At 57.3% G+C, this 18,041-nt stretch carries 14 protein-coding genes; 7 read left to right on the top strand and 7 right to left on the bottom strand.

The genetic code is table 11. The features are described 5' to 3' along the window. Positions 1-17: 17 nt before the first annotated feature. From BCF46_RS19195 to BCF46_RS19185, 3 genes are read left to right on the top strand one after another with little or no spacing between them, the layout of a single operon-like run. A complete protein-coding gene (locus tag BCF46_RS19195) occupies positions 18-956 on the top strand; it encodes a glycosyltransferase family 2 protein (RefSeq protein WP_121028342.1) in 939 nt (312 codons plus the stop codon). Beyond that, positions 953-1,912 carry a sulfotransferase domain-containing protein gene (locus BCF46_RS19190; RefSeq protein ID WP_121028320.1) on the top strand — a complete coding sequence of 320 codons (960 nt, stop codon included), beginning with the start codon at positions 953-955 and terminating at the stop codon, positions 1,910-1,912. The genes BCF46_RS19195 and BCF46_RS19190 overlap by 4 nt, the downstream gene beginning before the upstream one ends. Beyond that, positions 1,909-2,976, top strand: a complete 1,068-nt coding sequence (locus tag BCF46_RS19185; protein WP_121028318.1) for a glycosyltransferase 61 family protein — start codon at positions 1,909-1,911, stop codon at positions 2,974-2,976. The genes BCF46_RS19190 and BCF46_RS19185 overlap by 4 nt, the downstream gene beginning before the upstream one ends. Here BCF46_RS19185 and BCF46_RS19180 read toward each other — a convergent pair. Continuing rightward, positions 2,961-4,229: a glycosyltransferase family 4 protein gene (locus tag BCF46_RS19180; RefSeq protein ID WP_121028316.1), complete on the bottom strand. Its 1,269-nt coding sequence runs from the start codon at positions 4,227-4,229 to the stop codon at positions 2,961-2,963. The genes BCF46_RS19185 and BCF46_RS19180 overlap by 16 nt on opposite strands. A 90-nt stretch (positions 4,230-4,319) precedes the next feature. Next, positions 4,320-6,446 carry a PKD domain-containing protein gene (locus tag BCF46_RS19175; protein WP_121028314.1) on the bottom strand — a complete coding sequence of 709 codons (2,127 nt, stop codon included), beginning with the start codon at positions 6,444-6,446 and terminating at the stop codon, positions 4,320-4,322. Between the two features lie 302 nt (positions 6,447-6,748). Here BCF46_RS19175 and BCF46_RS19170 point away from each other — a divergent pair, with 302 nt between their 5' ends. The 4 genes from BCF46_RS19170 to BCF46_RS19155 all read left to right on the top strand — a co-directional run bounded on the left by BCF46_RS19170 (position 6,749) and on the right by BCF46_RS19155 (position 11,270). Then, positions 6,749-7,816, top strand: coding sequence for a glycosyltransferase family 4 protein (locus tag BCF46_RS19170; protein ID WP_147436030.1), 1,068 nt, complete (start codon positions 6,749-6,751; stop codon positions 7,814-7,816). A 254-nt stretch (positions 7,817-8,070) separates the two neighbouring features. Next, positions 8,071-8,736 carry a WecB/TagA/CpsF family glycosyltransferase gene (locus tag BCF46_RS19165; protein ID WP_245990289.1) on the top strand — a complete coding sequence of 222 codons (666 nt, stop codon included), beginning with the start codon at positions 8,071-8,073 and terminating at the stop codon, positions 8,734-8,736. A 39-nt stretch (positions 8,737-8,775) separates the two neighbouring features. Next, complete coding sequence (locus BCF46_RS19160; protein WP_121028308.1) at positions 8,776-10,305, top strand: hypothetical protein; 1,530 nt, start codon at positions 8,776-8,778, stop codon at positions 10,303-10,305. Next, positions 10,302-11,270 carry a glycosyltransferase family 2 protein gene (locus BCF46_RS19155; RefSeq protein ID WP_121028306.1) on the top strand — a complete coding sequence of 323 codons (969 nt, stop codon included), beginning with the start codon at positions 10,302-10,304 and terminating at the stop codon, positions 11,268-11,270. Before BCF46_RS19160 ends, BCF46_RS19155 begins: the two co-directional genes overlap by 4 nt. Positions 11,271-11,280: 10 nt before the next feature. On the opposite strand, the gene BCF46_RS19150 is transcribed toward BCF46_RS19155, so the two are convergent. From BCF46_RS19150 to BCF46_RS19130, 5 genes are all read right to left on the bottom strand, one after another. After that, positions 11,281-13,197 carry an acyltransferase family protein gene (locus BCF46_RS19150; RefSeq protein WP_121028304.1) on the bottom strand — a complete coding sequence of 639 codons (1,917 nt, stop codon included), beginning with the start codon at positions 13,195-13,197 and terminating at the stop codon, positions 11,281-11,283. Beyond that, positions 13,194-14,552, bottom strand: coding sequence for an oligosaccharide flippase family protein (locus BCF46_RS19145; RefSeq protein ID WP_121028302.1), 1,359 nt, complete (start codon positions 14,550-14,552; stop codon positions 13,194-13,196). The genes BCF46_RS19150 and BCF46_RS19145 overlap by 4 nt, the downstream gene beginning before the upstream one ends. Positions 14,553-14,618: 66 nt before the next feature. Further along, the gene (locus tag BCF46_RS19140) at positions 14,619-15,734 is read right to left on the bottom strand and encodes a hypothetical protein (RefSeq protein WP_121028300.1); all 1,116 of its coding nucleotides are present in this window, start codon (positions 15,732-15,734) and stop codon (positions 14,619-14,621) included. A gap of 9 nt (positions 15,735-15,743) precedes the next feature. Next, a complete protein-coding gene (locus BCF46_RS19135; protein ID WP_121028298.1) occupies positions 15,744-17,177 on the bottom strand; it encodes an MBOAT family O-acyltransferase in 1,434 nt (477 codons plus the stop codon). Positions 17,178-17,331: 154 nt separating this feature from the next. Continuing rightward, entirely contained in the window at positions 17,332-17,970 is a 639-nt protein-coding gene (locus BCF46_RS19130) for a VPLPA-CTERM sorting domain-containing protein (protein ID WP_121028296.1), read from the bottom strand. Between the last annotated feature and the right edge of the window lie 71 nt (positions 17,971-18,041).

Here is an 18,041-nt window from a genome sequence, read left to right as displayed (position 1 = left end):
AAGAGGACGACGCTGTTATGACCGATCGCCGCTACCTGCTGATTTCGCCTTGTCGCAACGAGGCGACATATATGCGCCAAACCCTCGACACTGTGGTGGCGCAGACGGTGACGCCTGCCAAATGGGTGATTGTGGATGATGGCTCAACCGACGAGACCCCTGCCATTCTGGCAGAATATGCCGCGCGGCATGACTGGATCGAGGTGATCGCAAAGCCTGACCGTGGCCACCGTGCCGTAGGCCCCGGCGTCGTAGAGGCATTCTATTTCGGCCTTGATAGGGTCGATATGGGCGCGTTTCCCTATCTGTGCAAACTGGATTTGGATCTGGCCTTACCGGAGCGGTATTTTGAGGAATTGATGGACCGCATGGAGGCGGATCCACGCATCGGCACCTGCTCTGGCAAGCCCTATATTCGCCAAAACGGGGCTTTGATTTCAGAGCGCCGCGGCGACGAGATGTCTGTCGGTATGACCAAGTTCTACCGCACCGGCTGCTTCCAGCAAATCGGCGGCTTTGTCCATGAAGTGATGTGGGACGCGCTTGATTGCCACAAAGCACGGCAGTTGGGTTGGCGTGCCGTCAGCTGGGACACGCCTGATTTGCGCTTTGAACATTTGCGCCCCATGGGATCGTCGCAAACTTCCATCCATACCGGGAGGCGACGTCACGGGTTTGGGCAATATTACATGGGGTCCGATCCGCTGTTCTTTGCAGCCACCTGTATTTTTCGCATGGCCGAACCGCCTTATATTCTGGGCGGGTTCTCAATGATGCAGGGCTATCTTGGGGCGTGGATACGAGGTGTTCCGCGCCATGAAGATGCGGAGTTGCGGGCCTTTATCCGCACCTATCAACGGCGCGCCTTGCGTGTCGGCAAAGCGCGCGCGGTGGCCGAAATCGAGTCTGAACGGGCAGGGTTGCTCACGACCTCTGGGTCGGAAGCGACGTCATGAGGCTTCCTGATTTTATTATCATCGGGGCCGCGAAGGCGGGCACGACCAGCCTTTATGCAATGCTTGAGCAACATGACGACATTTTCCTGCCCAAGATCAAAGAGCCAGAATTTTTCGCCCGCGATGACCTCTATGAGCGCGGGTTAGAGACGTATGCCCAAGCGTTTGCGCCCGCAGGTGAAGAACAGATCACTGGTGAGGCCTCAACGCTTTATTCCCTGTCGCCGCTCTTTCCTGACACGGCGGCCCGAATGAAGGCGGCAGTCCCGCAGGTCAAGCTGATCTATGTCATGCGCCACCCCGTTGAACGAGCCTATTCCTATTATGTTCAACTGGTGAAGAACTACCAGAATTCCAGTGGTGACACGGGGGTGAACCGCAGCTTTGAAGAGTTTGCTTTGCCCAAGGCCCATGCGCAGGCCGCCCCGCGTGACCAGGCTTTCTCGCATCATGATACCCATTTGCCCGACACGCCGGAGCTGTGTTTGGCCGGCAGCGACTACGTCACGCAAATCGAGGCCTATCTGGCGCATTTCCCCCGTGAACAAATCCTGTTTTTGACCCAAGAAGACTTGCGCCGTGACCGTGTTGGCACGATGCGACAGATTACGGAATTTCTAGGTGTTAGCCCTCTATCAGACCCTGTTTTGAGCGGCGGAGCCGCCGCGCGAAATGTCTCTGCCACCTATTTCGAGGACCGCGGTAAACGTGCTGCGCTGCGCGGGATAGCAAAACGGCTGGGACCGCTTTGGACCTTGCGCAAGTTGCTACCGGCCAAGCTGCGGCACGGGTTGCGGGGGCAGGCGCTGAACCGGGTCAATCCGGAGCCACAAATCACGGCACCCCCCCCGATGACGCCTGAAACACGCACCGCACTTGAGGCACGGTTCGCCCCGATGCTGCCACGTCTTGAAGCGTTGAGCGGGCTGACTTTCGAGCACTGGAACCTGCGGTGAAGCGTCCCGTTTTAGCCCCGCGCCTTTATCCCTTTTTGAACAAGGTGCTGTTCTCCTCGCGTGGGACGAGGTCGGCAAAAGACGGCGCCTTATCTATCGAAGAAATCAGCCCGGCTGAAACATCAGACTTCCCCCCGGTTTTGATGCTGGATGGGGATTGGGACCGGATTACCGCGTTTCAGCGCCAGACCACGCCAGAGCTGGAACGCATTCGTGTGGCTGGGGGGATGCGTGAAAACCAGGCAACACTGCGCTATACCTACCGCGATGTGCTGGCGACACCCCGAGGCCAATACATGTTGGGCAAATCCCTGAACCACAAAGGCCCGGTCCCGCTACAAGCCCTCCTGAGTGGGCCAATTCCACGCTATTCCAAGGGATATTGCGCGCAAACCAGTGTCACGCGGGATTATTTCGGCCACTGGCTCAAGGATGGGTTGCCTTCGGCGCTTCTGCGGCGCCCCGACGAGGCCTTGTACCTTCCCGTAAAGGAAGGTTGGGATCATGCTCACGCATATGTCCGCCTACTGGGATGGGACCCCACCCCGGGGCAATTGGCCTATTTTGAAGAGATGTCGCTATGTGTCGATATCGGTCAGAATGCCAGCAGGCGGGCGCGAATTTCGCAGATTCATGATCACTTGAAGCAAGACATAGCGGCCTCTTCGGCCCCTGGCGCGTTTTTGCGCCGAGGCAATACCGGCGTGGCAAGACTTGTGGTCAATGAGGATGAGATCGCGGAGCTGCTGGCCGCACGTGGCTTTAACATCTGCCATGCAAGCGACGATCTGGCGACCATCCGGCGCGCCTGCGCGGGCGTACCATGCGTCGTGTCGATGGAAGGGAGCCATTGGGGCAACGCCTATTTTGCCGCGCGGCGCGGGGCGCTGCATGTGACGTTCAACCCCTGTGACCGGTTCAATTGCCACTATGCCGATTTCATGCCTGCACTTGACCAGCGGCTTGCCACTTTGGTGGTTGGGCAGGCGGAGGGCGGGTATTACGTGGACCCTGAACGGTTACTCAGACTGATCGATCTAGGGCGGGCTCAGTCAGGCATGTAAGGCTCAGGCCTTGGCATATCGCCGCCTGTCCCTGCAAAGAGCGCACCGATACGCGCAGCTTCCTGCGAGATATCAAATTCGGCCTGCACTTTGGACCGGCCTGCGATCCCCATTCTGACACGCAAGGCCGGATCATCAGCGAGCTGTCCAAGCCGCGCGGCGAATGTATCGACATCACCAGGTGGCACCAGAAAACCCGACACGCCGTCATCTACCAATTCGGGAACGCCGGCGACAAGGCTGGCGATCACCGGCTTACCGCTAGCCATCGCCTCCATCAGCACAACAGGCACTCCTTCGGCGAAACTCGGCAGGACCAGCATATCAGCCTCCGCCAAAATGGCCGCGACCTCATCTTGTGATTTGTAGCCCACAAACTGCACGGCATCCCCCAACGGCTTGGCCAGCTTTTCCAGATGCGCACGGTCATCGCCATCGCCTACCAAAGTCAGACGCAAATCGGGCCTACTGACGCGTGCGGCCGTGAAACCCTCCAACAAGATACGCAGTCCCTTCACGGCGGCCAGCCGGCCTACAAACACCAGATGCGCGCCAGATTGCGGATCAGGCGTGTTGGGCGTCTCAGAAGAGTGATAGCGGTCAGGTGTAACCCCGCAATGAATGATGCGCAGCTTGTGCCAATGTACGGGGTCGGAGAAGAGCATCACCTGACTGCGGGCAAAATTGCTGATGCAGGCCACGAATTCGGCGCGGGCGGTCTTCTCGCCCAACGCCCATCTGCGCGGCTCCAAAAGGTCAGCGGGCCCATGCAAGGTATAGCTGAACGGGATACCGGAAAGCTGTGACGCCAGCATGGCGACATTGGCGCTGCCCTCGGCGAAGTGATTGTGCAGATGCGTGACCCCTCGGCTCTGTAAATGGTCCGCAAGCACGGTGGCCTCGGCGAAATAGAATAGCTGATAAAGGGCCGCGCGCAGCCCGGCAGAGCGGGTTTTCCACGCCAGGGATAAAGCCCCGAAATAGCGCTTCGGGTGGCTGAAGATCAGCTTTTGCGCCTTGAGCAACGTGGCGGGGTTCTTCGCAGCCTGCAGAATGTAGAAAGTGGTGCGCGCTTCTTGCTGTTCGGCAGGGCCGGGGTGCTGTTCGGGGCTGGTGCGGCGCACGGAGCAGGTGAGCACCTCAAAGCCGAGCCGGCGCAGCGCCTCCACTTCGCGCAGAATAAACGTATGGGAGACGGTCGGGTATTGCCCGGTCAGATAAGCAATGCGGGGCAGAGAGAAAGTGTCATTCATAAGCGCCAATATGTCCCGTCTACTCTCACATGTTCACGCGCGCAGCATTGCAGCCGCGCGCGTGATTAGTAAAGTGTGAGCTGCTGCGGACTAGGCGGGCTCGCTGGCGCCTGTCGACGGGCGGGGCGGGCGGATTTTGCCAAACAGGTCACGTGGATTGAAACGCCCCGGGACGGCAGCTCCAATATTTATGTTCCCGAGCAAGGGCGCGTAACTTGCGATCGTGTCTGGTGCGGTGGCAGACCCTGCGTCGATCGTCAGTTGCTCGTCCTCAACAGGTTTCGCGCCATAGGCCACCAGATCCGCCGCATTTGGCGTGCTGCCACCCGCATAGGACATCCCCCAGCCGCCATTGGCGTTTGCCGTTTTGACGATCGAATACGTGCCAATGTCGGGATGGGTGAAATTGATCGTAACAGTCGTACCGGCGGCAATGCTGCCCCGCGCGCCCGCCACCGCGTTCGCCTGCCACTTGTAGCCAAGGAAATGTGGCGGCCAAAGTGGCGCCAAATCCAACGCGCCACCGCCATCCAGCACTGTCGTCGTATTGGGCCTATACGTCAGGTTGTTTTCGTCAAGAACGTCGGAAAACAGACCCCATAACGGTTTTCGGGCATGATGCTCGACCGCCCGACCTTTGGAACCAAGAGCGTTATCTGTGAACAGGAAAGCGAAGGTATTGCTGAACACGCGAATGGGGGCCGCGCGCGCAATCTCATTTGCAGTCTTGCCATAGCCAATCTGGAAGCCGGCATAGATGCCGCCATTGAACTTCGATCCATCCGTTGAATCATACTCGGGCTGGGTGAACACATTGTTGTAAATGGAGCATCCGGAATGCTCCACGTTGATCATCCGGGACGTTCTGGCATAGCCCGTAAACTGGTTCATGGCGATGATGTTATTGGCAACCTCGCTGTTGCCATTTCCGTTGACCGTGGACAGCGAAATGATTGTGTCTGACGCCTCCAAGACAGAGCGTGTGACGCAGCCTCGGTAGTTTGGCCCGTAACTGTGCATCCTGATATTCGACTGAACGGCACTCGGCGGGGCAGAGCCGTCCCAGCCATTGCGGCTGAAACTCTCATTTGCGTCCCATATGAACTGTTTGATGTTCTGGTAGCGGCACGGCCCGTGATCATTGGTCGGGTAATACGCGCTTTTTGCCCCGCCACCCATCATCGCCTCTGGATGTTGAACGATGCGCGATCCGATAACCGCAAAATAGCCGTCATCATATTTGGCATGATAACAGCCAAAGTCCTGAAAATTGGTGATGTCGCATTCGCTGATGATCAGGAAGCTGTCGCCAACCTTATTTGTCAGGGCCTCGGCGCTGGCCATCAGGTTCAGGCCCTCGCCCTTACAATTGTGAAGGACTGTAAATGACGCTTCCGAATGGATGAACCCTTTTGGGGGCTGTGTTCCCACCTGTGGACCTTCGATGGTGCTGTCCCAATCGCTTTGCAGCTTGATATGCTCCAGCACCGCGCCTCTATCATAGCCTCCCTGCGGGCGTAGAATGAAGTGCGCCGCCATACCTGCATAGAGCACCGCTGGAGTGCCCGTGCCCCCCTTGGAGCATAGTCTGAAATTGGGCAATCCGGTGCGCAGATATTGGTTCTCGACCGTCCAGACATCCCCGCCCTTCAAGACCATCCGGCCGGGTGCAGAAAGATTTTCATAGGCCTCTAGTGCGGCCTTGAACGACGCGAATTCCTGATACCCGGCAGGCAGGTTCATACTGGTAAAATCGCCATCGGCGGCCACTGCCAGCGTTTGCGCACCGGCATAAACAACCTCCGGATTTCCGACCGCGATCTCGACGGTATCCGTAGCCATGTTACCAGAGGCGTCCAGCGCCGTGACTGTTACACTATGGGTGCCGGGGGTTTCGAAAACATGCGCAATGTGGGGCGTGTAGCGCACCGATTTATCGCGATGGGCCTGATGCAGTTTCTGCGGCACATCATATGTTCCACCATCACCAAGCGACCACGCATAGGACACCTCGTGGAATGCGGGATCATATTCCTGCTCCACGGCTTGAGGTGCGACATCGAAACCAGATACCCGCGTGGTAAAATAGACCCCTTCGGGGGCCACTTGATCGGCGCTACGGTGAACCTCGATCACGATATCTGCGAGACCGGTCTCTACCGGGTCTTCGCCAGATGCGGCCACCAAAGGGGAAACTCCCAAGCAGAGACCAATCATTGGGCCATATCCGGCAATAAACCTGCGATAAGGGACAAATGGAGTATGTTTTTCTCCGCCCAAGCGGAGCAAGCCTGCGCAACGGCAAGCTGTTTCGTAAAGATCATTCTGTGACTTCCTGATGGGGCAGATGGCGAATGTGCAAACACGCCGTTGAAGTCGTGGAAACTTACATTCAGACCCTAAAAACTGGTAATGGCGGCGTACGCTGCTCTGAGCCGAGCAGCGTATGGAACCTGTTGCCCTCTCATCCGCGCTCCCGTATTTGACGGGGTGTTGATCCGGTATTGGGGCGCAAGGTCTTGAGAATTACGTTTATTCTTCCATATGCGTCCCTGGCTGGCGGCACCCGTGTCGTGGCAATATATGCACGCAAGCTGGTTGAGCAGGGGCACGACATCACAGTGATCTCGCAACCTGCCCCGCACCACCCGCGCTGGAGGCTGGCTCTGCGACGGCTGCTGGGACGCCCGCCTCTACGTGTCTTCAAGCCGTCCCCGCTTTTGGATTTTCTCGGCGCAAATCACATCATTCTCGACAGGTGCAGGCCCGTCACAAACAGCGACGTGCCCGAGGGTGACGCGATCATCGCCACATGGTGGGAGACGGCTGAATGGGTGGCCGGTCTAAGCGCAAGCAAAGGTGTTAAAGCCTATCTCATCCAAGGCTACGAGGTGTTCGGCACTCAACCCCGTAATCGGGTCGCAGCGACCTATGCGCTGCCCCTGCATAAGTTTGCGGTGTCCAGTTTCGTGCGCGACGCGCTTATGACCCGTCACGGTTGCAAAGAGGTCGAGCTGCTCCCCAACTCTGTCGACCTGGAGCAGTTCAATGCCCCTGTCAGAGCGCGCGGAACGCCCTTCACGGTTGGGTTTCTCTACACCGCCAACCCGATCAAAGATGTGGGGCTCGCCATCTCTGCGTTGGAGCAGGTCAGACACAGCCTGCCTGACATTGAAGCCATGGCGTTTGGCGCCCGCGCGCCCAAGGATGATTTGCCGTTGCCCGATTGGGTCACCTATCATCTCGATCCGCCACAAGACCGCATTGCAGCACTTTATTCCAACTGCGATCTGTGGCTGTTCACCAGCAAGGAAGAAGGCTTCGGGCTGCCATTGCTGGAAGCTATGGCCTGCCGCACACCTGTGCTGGCAACCCGTGCTGGTGCGGCCCCCGATCTGATTGACGGCACCAACGGTGTGCTGCTGGACAGTGACGCAGATGCCTTCGCCGCAGAGATTATCCGCATGGCGCAGCTGTCGGACCTGCAGTGGAAAACCTGCTCCGACACCGCCTACAAGACTGCCCATTCCTATAGCTGGGATGACGCCGCAAAGCGGCTGGCAAGACGGCTGAGCGAGATATCATAAGCCGCAGGCCGAGCAGAACGCCCCTTTCTCCCCTTGGCTCGGTCATTATAATGTTCCAATTCCCAGCAAGGGTTTGGCCTCTGCAAGACGGATATGGTAGTAGCAAGTATATGGCATTTTTAGAAACTGGACCCACGATGATAGATTGGTCAGGTCACCGCCAGAGCACCCCTTCAATTGCCGTCAACGTGGCCTCCGCCGCTGTGTTATTGACTGAGCTCGAGGACCGGGTGGCCGCGGGGCAGGGGTTTTCTGTGGCAACGCTCAATCTTGATCACGTCGTCAAAATGCGCGCATTGCCCGACTTCCACGAAGCCTATGCAAACCACTCTCATATAACCGCTGACGGCAATCCTATTGTTTGGCTGTCGCGCTTGTCCGGCCACCAAATCGATCTGGTTCCCGGAAGCGAACTGATCGATCCTATCTGTGACATGGCCGCCAGCCTCGATGCGCCAGTGGCGTTTCTGGGCTCGACCGAAGCCTCTTTGGCCGAAGCCGCACGCGTTCTCAAAGGGCGTTATCCGGGTTTGACAGTGGCCACATGTATCTCACCCCCTATGGGTTTTGACGCGACCGGCCCTATGGCCGACGCCTGTATAGAACAGCTGGCCGCCTCCGGCGCCCGCATCTGTTTCTTGGCTTTGGGGGCCCCCAAACAAGAGCTATTTGCCAGCTACGCGGCACCTAAACTGCCCCAGATCGGCTTCTTGTCTATCGGCGCCGGTCCGGATTTCGTCTCGGGGGTGCAGACCAGAGCGCCGAAAATCGTGCGGAAGCTGGCCGCCGAATGGCTGTGGCGGCTGGCCACCAACCCAGCCCGTTTCGCTGGTCGTTACGGTAAATGCATTGCATTGCTGCCGGGGCTTTTGCGCGATGCACTCCGCGCCCGCGCTGTCGGGAACAAGCGCGGCCAATGAAAATGTTCCGTCACATAACAACCAGTCCGGGGTAAGCTCATGTTCGCTTATTTTGCCCTATTTTCCTGGCCTGTTGTGGTGTTCATCCTGTTCGCACGGCTCAAGGCGACAGATGCCCTGATCTGGTCCATCCTCGGGGGCTATTTGCTGCTGCCGGTCCGGACTTTGTACAATCCGCCTATTTTGCCAACTCTCGACAAGAGCTCTGTCCCTGCCATTGCAGCTATGTTGGCGGTGGCCGTCTGGTTGGGTCAGCAAAGCAAAGCCGTAAGAACAGGCGCACAAGGCAATGGCGCGCAGACGTTTCAGGGCAGTGTTATTTTGCCCGGATGGCTACCCGGCAGCACGATCATGCGCATATTGCTTCTGGTGTTGATCCTCGGCACCTTTGCAACTGTCCTGAACAATTCCGTCCCGCAGATATATGGGCCGAAAATCTCGCGGGGGCTGCGCCCCTTTGATGCGTTTTCGGATACTCTCACGGCCCTGACCATGTTGCTGCCGTTCTTTCTGGGGCGAAAAATTCTGGCCCATCCCGACGCCCATAAAGATATTTTACGCATCGTTTGCCTTGCTGGTCTGGCATATTCCTTGCTGGCCCTCCTTGAGGTTCGCATCTCCCCGCAGCTCAGCAAAATGCTTTACGGCTATCATCCGGGCGGGTGGCTTCAAAACCTGCGTGGCGGCGGCTATCGACCGACCGTCTTTTTGGCACATGGCCTATTTGTTGGTCTGTTTTTCTCCACCGCGGTGCTCTGTGCGCTAGGTTATAAGCGTCTGGGTTACAAAAGATATCTATGGGCCATGCTTTGGCTGCTGATGACGCTCGTACTGGTCAAGTCCCTTGGTGCACTTATAATTGCTTTGTTGTTGATGCCACTGGTTTTGATTGCAACCCCGCGGATGCAGATGCTGGTGTCGTCCATCATTACGATTTGTTTTCTCAGCTATCCCGTCTTGCGCACCAGCGGCTGGGTGCCGGTAGATGCTTTGGTGTCGTTTGCTGCAAAAATAGATGACCGCCGCGCAGGCTCCCTGAGTTTCCGCTTTGAGAATGAAGATATCCTCCTCGAGAGGGCGGCACAGAAACCGGTGTTTGGATGGGGTGGGTGGTCACGCTCACGGGTGTTTGATGAAAAAGGCCGTGACATCAGCATCACCGACGGGACCTGGATCATCAAGCTGGGCGTAGGAGGCTGGGTCAAATATATTACCGAGTTCGGGCTCCTCACTCTCTCGGTGCTGCTCCTGACCTTTCGCAAACGACGATATGAAGTGGCTCTTTCCACCTCGCTTCTCTGCGTCGTGCTGGCGGGTAATCTGATTGACCTAATTCCCAACTCGGGGCTTACCCCTTTAAGCTGGCTGATCGCAGGGGCCTTGGCGGGGCGGCTGGAATTGACCAAGGCCGAAATAAGCCAAGCTGATGAGCCGGACCCGGTCGACAAAAAGACGCCCGGCTATTCCAGGCCACGACCTGAACACGCGCCTGCATCCGCACGCGCCCACGTTCCAAAAGCGCGATCCGAAAAGCAGTATTCACGCACGCCCGTAAGGCCCTCGCAGTGACCCGCCCGCATCTCAATGTCGGCGCGGTCGTAATTGGCCGCAATGAAGGTGCCCGCCTAAAGCGCTGCCTCAGCGCGCTCCGGCCACAGGTTGCGCGGGTGATCTATGTCGATTCCGGTTCCACAGATGGCAGCCGGGAAGCTGCGGCATCACTTGGCGCCGAAGTGATCGCCCTTGATCTGGAGCAGCCTTTCACCGCAGCGCGCGCGCGCAACGCAGGCCTTGCGCAGCTACGGACAGGTGAGGTCATTCCCGAACTGGTGCAAGTTATTGATGGCGATTGCGAATTGCGCGATGGCTGGCTCGATACCGCCTTGCAGTTTTTGGCACAGACCCCAAAGGCGGCAGTTGTTTGCGGCAGGCGGCGTGAACGCCATCCAGAGGCGAGCATCTATAACCGCCTCATCGATCTTGAATGGGATACTCCTATAGGCCAAACCCGCGCCTGCGGGGGGGATGCTTTGATGCGGCTGGAGGCCCTGCACTCCGTTGGGGATTTCAATCCAACGCTGATCGCCGGTGAGGAACCCGAACTATGCGTACGCTTGCGTCAGGCTGGTTGGTCGATCTGGCGGCTGGATGTTGAGATGACATGGCATGACGCGGCCCTGACCCGATTTTCGCAATGGTGGACGCGGGCCAAGCGGGCGGGGCATGCCTATGCCGAGGGGGCCGCACTTCACGGGGCACCACCCGAACGCCATAACGTTGTCCAAACCCGCAGGGCCTTGATTTGGAGCGCAGGCACGATGGTGATCATCCTTGCCGGGCTCTTTGTGTCACCATTGTTTTACATCGCCCTGCTGGCATGGCCTGCGCAAATCCTGCGCCTCGCGTTACGCAGCCGGGATCCGGCACAAGCATTTTTCCTGAGCTTGGGGAAACTTCCCGAAGCCCTTGGCGTATTGAGCTACTACCGCGCGCGGCTTACCGGCCGTAAAAAGAAGCTGATCGAATACAAATAGACGGCAGTCCCTAGAAGCGCGGCTGCAATCCTTGCTCCAACATCCTGCGTCCCAGATATCTGGCACCCGGTAAGGTCCAATGCCCGTAATCATAATAGATCGCGTCCCCCCGGTCGGTCACGCTTTCGCAATATTCCAGTCCAGAGTCGCATATAAAGCCCGACTTTTCGATGTAAGAGACCTCGGGATACGTGGTGACGAGCGCTTTCAGGCTGTCGTTAAAAGCGGCGATTTGAGGATCGACGCTGTTATAAAACAGCTGCCCCGAAACATTGGACGGGAATGTCTGCGCCCCGGAAAACCCGCTGTCGCGCGCCACTTTGCGCAGCAACTTCGGGGCCTCCGGTGCATATTCGACGGTATTCGAAAACACACTCACTGCTTTACCCATATCCGCCAAACCGCTCAGATAGGCGCTGACGATATCCAAGGGGCGTTCCATCTTGTGCCAACGCCCTGTCAAAATGACATGGGTCGCACGGGCAAAGATATCAGGCGCGCGCGCGGCAAACTCGCGTGGGCAGGTTTGATAGATATTGCCGTCCTCAGAGATCGCACGCGCCGCGACTTTGCAGCCGACATATAGATCCCGCCGCAGAAAAACAGCGTCTGGATAGGCGTCTTGATTGAGAACGAAAGCATTGAAGATGTCTTTGGAATGGGAGTCCCCCAAGATCAGCACGCGCGCGCCGGAACCCTGAGCCAGAAAATCACGCAAACGCGTCTCTTCTTGCCCTGTATCGCGCAGCAGGGCATAGCTGCGGTCGCGCGCTCGGGCCGGGTCAATCAATGGTTTTTGTAGAAGCGCTACCGACCGGCTCGGCAGACCATCTTTTACATGGATCGCCAGCCCCAGCCCGATCAGCGCGGACAAAGCCAGCGCCGACACCGTAAAGACACCCCGTCGATCTAAAAGCGGCGCGGGCTTCTTGCGAAACGGCGCTTCAACGAAGCGCCAGCTTAGATAGGCAAGGCTGAAGGAGGCTAGAACCAGCAGCGCAATCACCCAAGGGTGTGGCTCGAAAATCGCTTTGATGCGGGCAAAAGCCAAAAGCGGTTGGTGCCACAGATACGCAGAGTAACTGATCAGCCCCAGCCCCAAGACCGGGCGTAGAGACAAGGCTTTGGCGACAAGAGTACCTTGGGCCGCAAACAAGATAATCAACGCGGTGCCGCCGACAGGGAGCAGCGCGTAAAACGATGGGAAGGGGGTCGTTTCGTCGAAGGCGAAGATAGAAATTCCGATCAGACCCGTCCCCAAGATCGCCAGCCCCTCATGTGTCTTTTGACCGTAAGATGACTGCGCAAAGGCACATAGAGAGCCTGCCAGCAATTCCCAGGCCCGGGTCGGGGCAAGGTAGAAATTGCCGCTGGGATGCACACGCGAAGCCCAGTCACTCAACACAAGGCTGATCGCAGCCAGGCCCATGATAATGAGGCCGACCCGCCGCGCCTTCAATGGCCACAGCAGCACCAACAAAATCGGAAAAACTACGTAATATTGTTCCTCAACCGCCAGAGACCATGTGTGGAGCAGCGGGTTTTCCTCTGCTGCAGGTTCAAAATAGCCGCTCTGGCGATAGAACAGAATATTGGAGGCAAACACCGAAACCGCCACAAGACCCTGCCCGAAATCTTTCAGCTGCGAGGGGAGCATCCACATCCACGCAAAGGGCAGACAGCATATAAGCACGGTGAACAATGCGGGCAAAATTCGGCGCGCGCGCCGCTCGTAGAACGTCAGGATCGAAAACTGCCCCCTAGCCAAATCAGCCAAAATAATACTGGTGATCAGGTAGCCCGAAATCACAAAGAAGATATCCACTCCGACAAAGCCGCCCGCAAACAGCCCGAGCCCGGCGTGGAACAAAATGACCGGAACCACAGCAACTGCGCGCAGCCCGTCGATCTCTGGTCTGTATCTCATGGGATCAACGCCATGATGTCATCCAGGTGCAGCCAACACGCAAAGCCCGTTAGCCCAAGCCCCAGAGCCAAAAATCTCAGATCGCTCCAATGATCATTGGCCTTGTAGCGGGCCACAAAAACAATGCGCATCGGGTAGGTGGTCAAGGCCGCCAGACCCGGCGCCAGAATTGCACCGAATAGACCATACCAGTTCACGCCAACAAACAGATAGATCAGCTGCGCCGCAGCGGTGCAGGACAGCAAAATAAAGTGGCGCTTTGAATCGCCATTCGCGAGCAGCGCCCCCCCATAGCCGTTGAAGACCAGTTGCGGCACGGCCGCGAGGCTGACCAACACGACAATCGGTCCTGCCAGAACATAGCGGGGATCATATAGCGTCTCGATCAACGCTATGCCCGCATAAGCCAACGGAATGTTCAAAATGAACGTTGCCGTGACCAGAAGGCGGCGTGCCCGTGAAATCTGCCTGCGGTTGCTCATACTCTCGGCGGGCGGCTTCATTCGGTAAAGCGGCAGAACAATCTTGCCGTTCAGGGCCATGCCCAACATCAACGGCATTGTGCCCAAAAGCATCCCGATGCTGTAGACGCCAAGCTCGCTCAAAGAGACGTAGCCGCCCAAAACCGCGCGGTCCCCTTGGTTGATAGCAAAGCCTGCAACCGTGCCAAGGAAGATGTATTTACCAAACCGGATCAAGCCGGACGCAGTCTCTCGCTCCCAATATAATCGATTGCGAATACCCGGCAAAATCAGGTGGAACAGCACAACCCGCAGCACCTCGGAGATCAGGCCGCCAATCACCAGCGCCCAAACGGATCTGAGCATGTAAGCCAGCGACACGGTGATGATGATCCCGACCACTTGTGCGCCCAGGTCTATAACGGTCTGGCGTCCTAACATCAGATGCCGGTTTGCCGTGGCAATCTTTGTTGTCCTGAACCCTGCAATTAATGCGCTCAATCCCGCCACAGGTAAAAGCTGGCTCAGCATCGGCTCGTCATAAAGGCTCGCCGCCGGCAGGGCCAACGCACAGGCCGCCAGCCACAAGAACACGCCTCGGGCAATTTGCATCGTCCATGCGGTATTCAAAAACTCGGGCTCGTCACCACGAGGGTTCTGGATGATCGACGTCTTGATGCCGATATCGGAAAACATCGCCAAACCAGCCATGAACACCTGCACCAAGGCCATCAGGCCAAAGGCTTCGGGAAACAGCAATCGGGTCAGCAGCAGGTTCGACGCAAGCCGCAGCACTTTGCTGCCCCCGAAACCGACCACCGTCAAGGCACTGCCGCGCAAGGCGCGCTTACCGACTGAATCGCCTGAAAATGTTGAACGCAGCCTGTTTTTCACAATGTCCGTCCTTCAAGATACCGCGGCCATAGCCCACTCATCAGGCCCGCACCAGTTTGATAGCTGTCACTTTCGATAGCGAATACCCGCGCGCTCAAACGTGCCGATCAGCGCCTCCCCGAACATGGCGTCAACAGTCCTCGTATAATGGCCATCCGGTTGAAAACCGCTGGAATCCTGTGGGTCGAAATGTTCTGTCGTTGCGAAATAGACGATGTCATCCGCGTCGAGAACGGGGCGGGCAATCGCCAACAGGTCCGGATCGCCTTGCTGTCGGGACTGGATAAGAAACACAACAGGGATCAGCCCGTCCGCGCGCGCTGATCGGGCAAATTGCCCAATCATGCGGCGCAGCACCTCGGGGTAATCATAGTCTTGCGTATTTTGGATCAGCTCCCGCTTCCTGTCTTGAATGGTGCTGATCGCAAGGGCGCGTCGCACTAACCTGACAAACGGGGAGGCATCCAGACCGGGCCAATAAAATGCGGCTTTGACGTATAACGCATCTTCCGCTTCAAGCTGTGCCGCCCAGTCCTGTGCCGCTTGCGGATCTTCTCGGAGCGCCAGTTCGTCTGCCATGCTTTCAACCAAAGGGTGAACTGCACGCAAACCTCCCTCAACGGTATTGGCATCATCAAGATGAAAGACAGGGTAGGTCAAAGGCGCTGGCTGCTCAAAATTCCAGGTCCGGTTGCTCATCGCGGACATCGCTGACACCGACGAAGACAAGAGCCCCAGAATGGCAATATCACCCGACCGCCGGTTTGGCTGGTCGCGCAAGAACGCTTCATAGACCAAATTGGGAGGCGCCGCCGGGCCACCATGCAAATCAAAGCTCAGCTCTGGGTCAGCCTTCTTGGCGCCGTTCAAAATCCGGCCTGAAAACGACATGCCGTAAGACCGCAAAACCGGGCCAGCGCCGGCATCTTCGTCCCGAAATCTCTGGGCGGATTTGTCCATCTCCGCCGGAAGCCACGCGACTTTGAACAGGCTGTCTTTCAAGCCCGGATTCTCGATCCAGCGATCCAGCTTTCCCGGAACACTGCGCCCATATTCAAAGAACCTCACCAACGAAGTCACCGCACCGCGCGTCTCGGCAAGATGAAGGATTCCGGCCACAGCCAGATCAAGGACGACGAGCATCATCAAGGTTAAGCCAAGCACACCAAGTTGTCGTTTCATGCCTGCCTCCTAGAACTGAAAATAGATGAAGGCCGAACTGGCCGAAGTGGAGCCGAACGCCAGAAGGTAAATCATACCGGCATATAAGGCCGCTCGCAGGGGCAGATAGCAATTCCGGTAGAATTGCACATCTCCCGTCATTTCCACGAGAAGATCCCACATCGTTAAGAACACCAGCCCTAAAAGTGCCGCGAAGGGGACCGAAGGCATCGACATGGAAAGATACGCCCGGTCGCCGCCGCCCAAAAGCCGGGAAGTGAACTCTACAATCTGCGCAAAAGACTGCGCCCGGAACAAAAGCCAGCCATAGCAGACCACCTGAAAAAACGCGCCAACCGCCAGCAACCGCCACAGCCAGCTGCCCAAACTACGGCGTTGACCCTCACCCACCCTGTCATGACGCCCTGCAAATGCGCGGTGCGCCGACAAGAGGCCACCTTGATAAAGCCCCCATAGCACAAAGTTCCATGCCGCGCCGTGCCACAGGCCGCCAAGCACCATCGTGGCCATCAGGTTGCGGTAGGTAAACCAACGTCCGCCGCGGTTGCCCCCTAGCGAGATATAGAGGTAGTCACGCAACCATGTGGACAGGCTGATATGCCACCGCCGCCAGAATTCTTGCGGATCGGCCGCGAAATAGGGTTGGGCAAAATTGCGCATCAACCGGAATCCCAACATCTTGGCTACTCCGCGTGCGATGTCGGTGTAGCCGGAAAAGTCGCAATAAATCTGGATCGCAAAGAGCCAAGTAGCAAAGGCAATATCCAGCCCCGACGGGCTAGGGTTGGCATAGACCGCATTCACCGATGGTGCGATGGCATCCGCGATAACCACCTTTTTGATCAATCCCAGCAAGCACAGAACCGCACCGCGGCCAACCGCATCCCAGCTTAGGGTGCGGGGGAGGGCTATATTGGGCAAAAGGTTGCGGGCGCGCTCGATGGGGCCGGCCACCAGCTGCGGGAAAAAGGCCACGAACAGCGCAAAATCCAGAAAGTCACGGGTGGGCTTCAGGTCGCGGCGATAGATATCGATCGTGTAGCTTAGGGTCTGGAAGGTGTAGAACGAGATGCCCACCGGCAGCACAATGGACAAGGTGATTGGCCCGGCCTCCAGCCCCGCCATCGCCAGCAGCGCCTGAAAACTGTCGGCAAAGAAGCCAAAATATTTGAAAACGCCCAACAGCCCAAGATTAACGGCCAGTGATGTGCTGACCAGGATCTTCCGGCGTCGGGTGTCGTCCTCGGCCCCCAGCCGAATCCCGATCAGATAATCCACCACGGTAGAAAACACGATCAGGCCAAGAAAACGCCAGTCCCACGCGCCGTAAAAGACGTAGCTGGCCACCAGAAGCATCCGGTTCTGCCAACGATGCGGCAGCACCACATAGAGCCATGAGACAATTGCAAAGAAGGCCCAAAATCTCAGCTCGGTAAATAGCATGGAAAACTGCGTCCCGCTTAAGGCTTCTTATTTTTCAGGCCACCGGCCCGGGTCCAGAGGATCACCCCGATATAGAACACCCGCAGCATCTCACACAAAAGAAAAGAGCCGACCCAGAAAGGCCGGCTCTTTCAAATTAGCTAAACAGTCTGGCTTAAGCAGCTTTGCGCTGCTTGCGGCGACGTGCGACGCCCAGACCACCCAGTGCCGTGCCCAGAAGCAAGAAGCCTGCTGGCAGTGGAACCGGAGCAACTTCAACCGCAGCCAAAGCGAAGTCGGCTTTGCCGATGTCGTCATTGGTCAGGCTTGCGAAGAAGGTAAACTGAGTTCCAACAAGGCTCAGGTTTTCCAACTCGGCATAGCCGCCTTGGGTTGGGAAGACATCGTCGGCATCTTTAAATGCAGCAACAGCACCTGGCACAGCGCCAACGGTGATGTTCGCAACTTCATGGGACAACCCAGTACGTGCGATGAACAGGTCAAGGAAGTAGGATCCAACCAGACGAACATTGCGATCAAATGTCAGGGTCAAATATTCGGAAGGAGCGGTCACTTCGTCGTTGTCGATGCCGACACCGTCGTTGTCACCGGCAATAACACCCACCGGGCCTCTGCCAGTTTCGTCCGTATTCGGAGCGACTGGAAAACCGGTCAATGTCCAGTTGTTTGAACCAAGCGAGCCGGAAAAGCCGGTCCCGGTTGCACTAAAGTCAATCAATGCGGCGGAAGCTGATAGCGACCCAGCCACAGTCAGCACAGCGGCAGTAGTAGTCAGTTTCAGAAAGTTTTTCATTGGTTACGCCCTCAAATAAACATACAAGAAGGTGCAAAAAATCACTTAAAACACCTAATTCACCTATAATC

The sequence above is a fragment of the Litoreibacter meonggei genome (genome assembly GCF_003663885.1).
Classification (GTDB): Bacteria; Pseudomonadota; Alphaproteobacteria; order Rhodobacterales; family Rhodobacteraceae; genus Litoreibacter; species Litoreibacter meonggei.
The sequence above is the reverse complement of the archived record's forward strand: the minus strand, read 5'-3'. Positions and strand labels throughout refer to the sequence as shown.

Excerpts from the sequence above, each read along its gene's own strand:
- BCF46_RS19175 (WP_121028314.1), bottom strand. The coding sequence starts at position 6,446 with ATGATTGGTCTCTGCTTGGGAGTTTCCCCTTTGGTGGCCGCATCTGGC.
- BCF46_RS19140 (WP_121028300.1), bottom strand. The coding sequence starts at position 15,734 with ATGAAACGACAACTTGGTGTGCTTGGCTTAACCTTGATGATGCTCGTC.
- BCF46_RS19190 (WP_121028320.1), top strand. The coding sequence starts at position 953 with ATGAGGCTTCCTGATTTTATTATCATCGGGGCCGCGAAGGCGGGCACG.
- BCF46_RS19135 (WP_121028298.1), bottom strand. The coding sequence starts at position 17,177 with ATGCTATTTACCGAGCTGAGATTTTGGGCCTTCTTTGCAATTGTCTCA.
- BCF46_RS19130 (WP_121028296.1), bottom strand. The coding sequence starts at position 17,970 with ATGAAAAACTTTCTGAAACTGACTACTACTGCCGCTGTGCTGACTGTG.
- BCF46_RS19150 (WP_121028304.1), bottom strand. The coding sequence starts at position 13,197 with ATGAGATACAGACCAGAGATCGACGGGCTGCGCGCAGTTGCTGTGGTT.
- BCF46_RS19180 (WP_121028316.1), bottom strand. The coding sequence starts at position 4,229 with ATGAATGACACTTTCTCTCTGCCCCGCATTGCTTATCTGACCGGGCAA.
- BCF46_RS19195 (WP_121028342.1), top strand. The coding sequence starts at position 18 with ATGACCGATCGCCGCTACCTGCTGATTTCGCCTTGTCGCAACGAGGCG.
- BCF46_RS19160 (WP_121028308.1), top strand. The coding sequence starts at position 8,776 with ATGTTCGCTTATTTTGCCCTATTTTCCTGGCCTGTTGTGGTGTTCATC.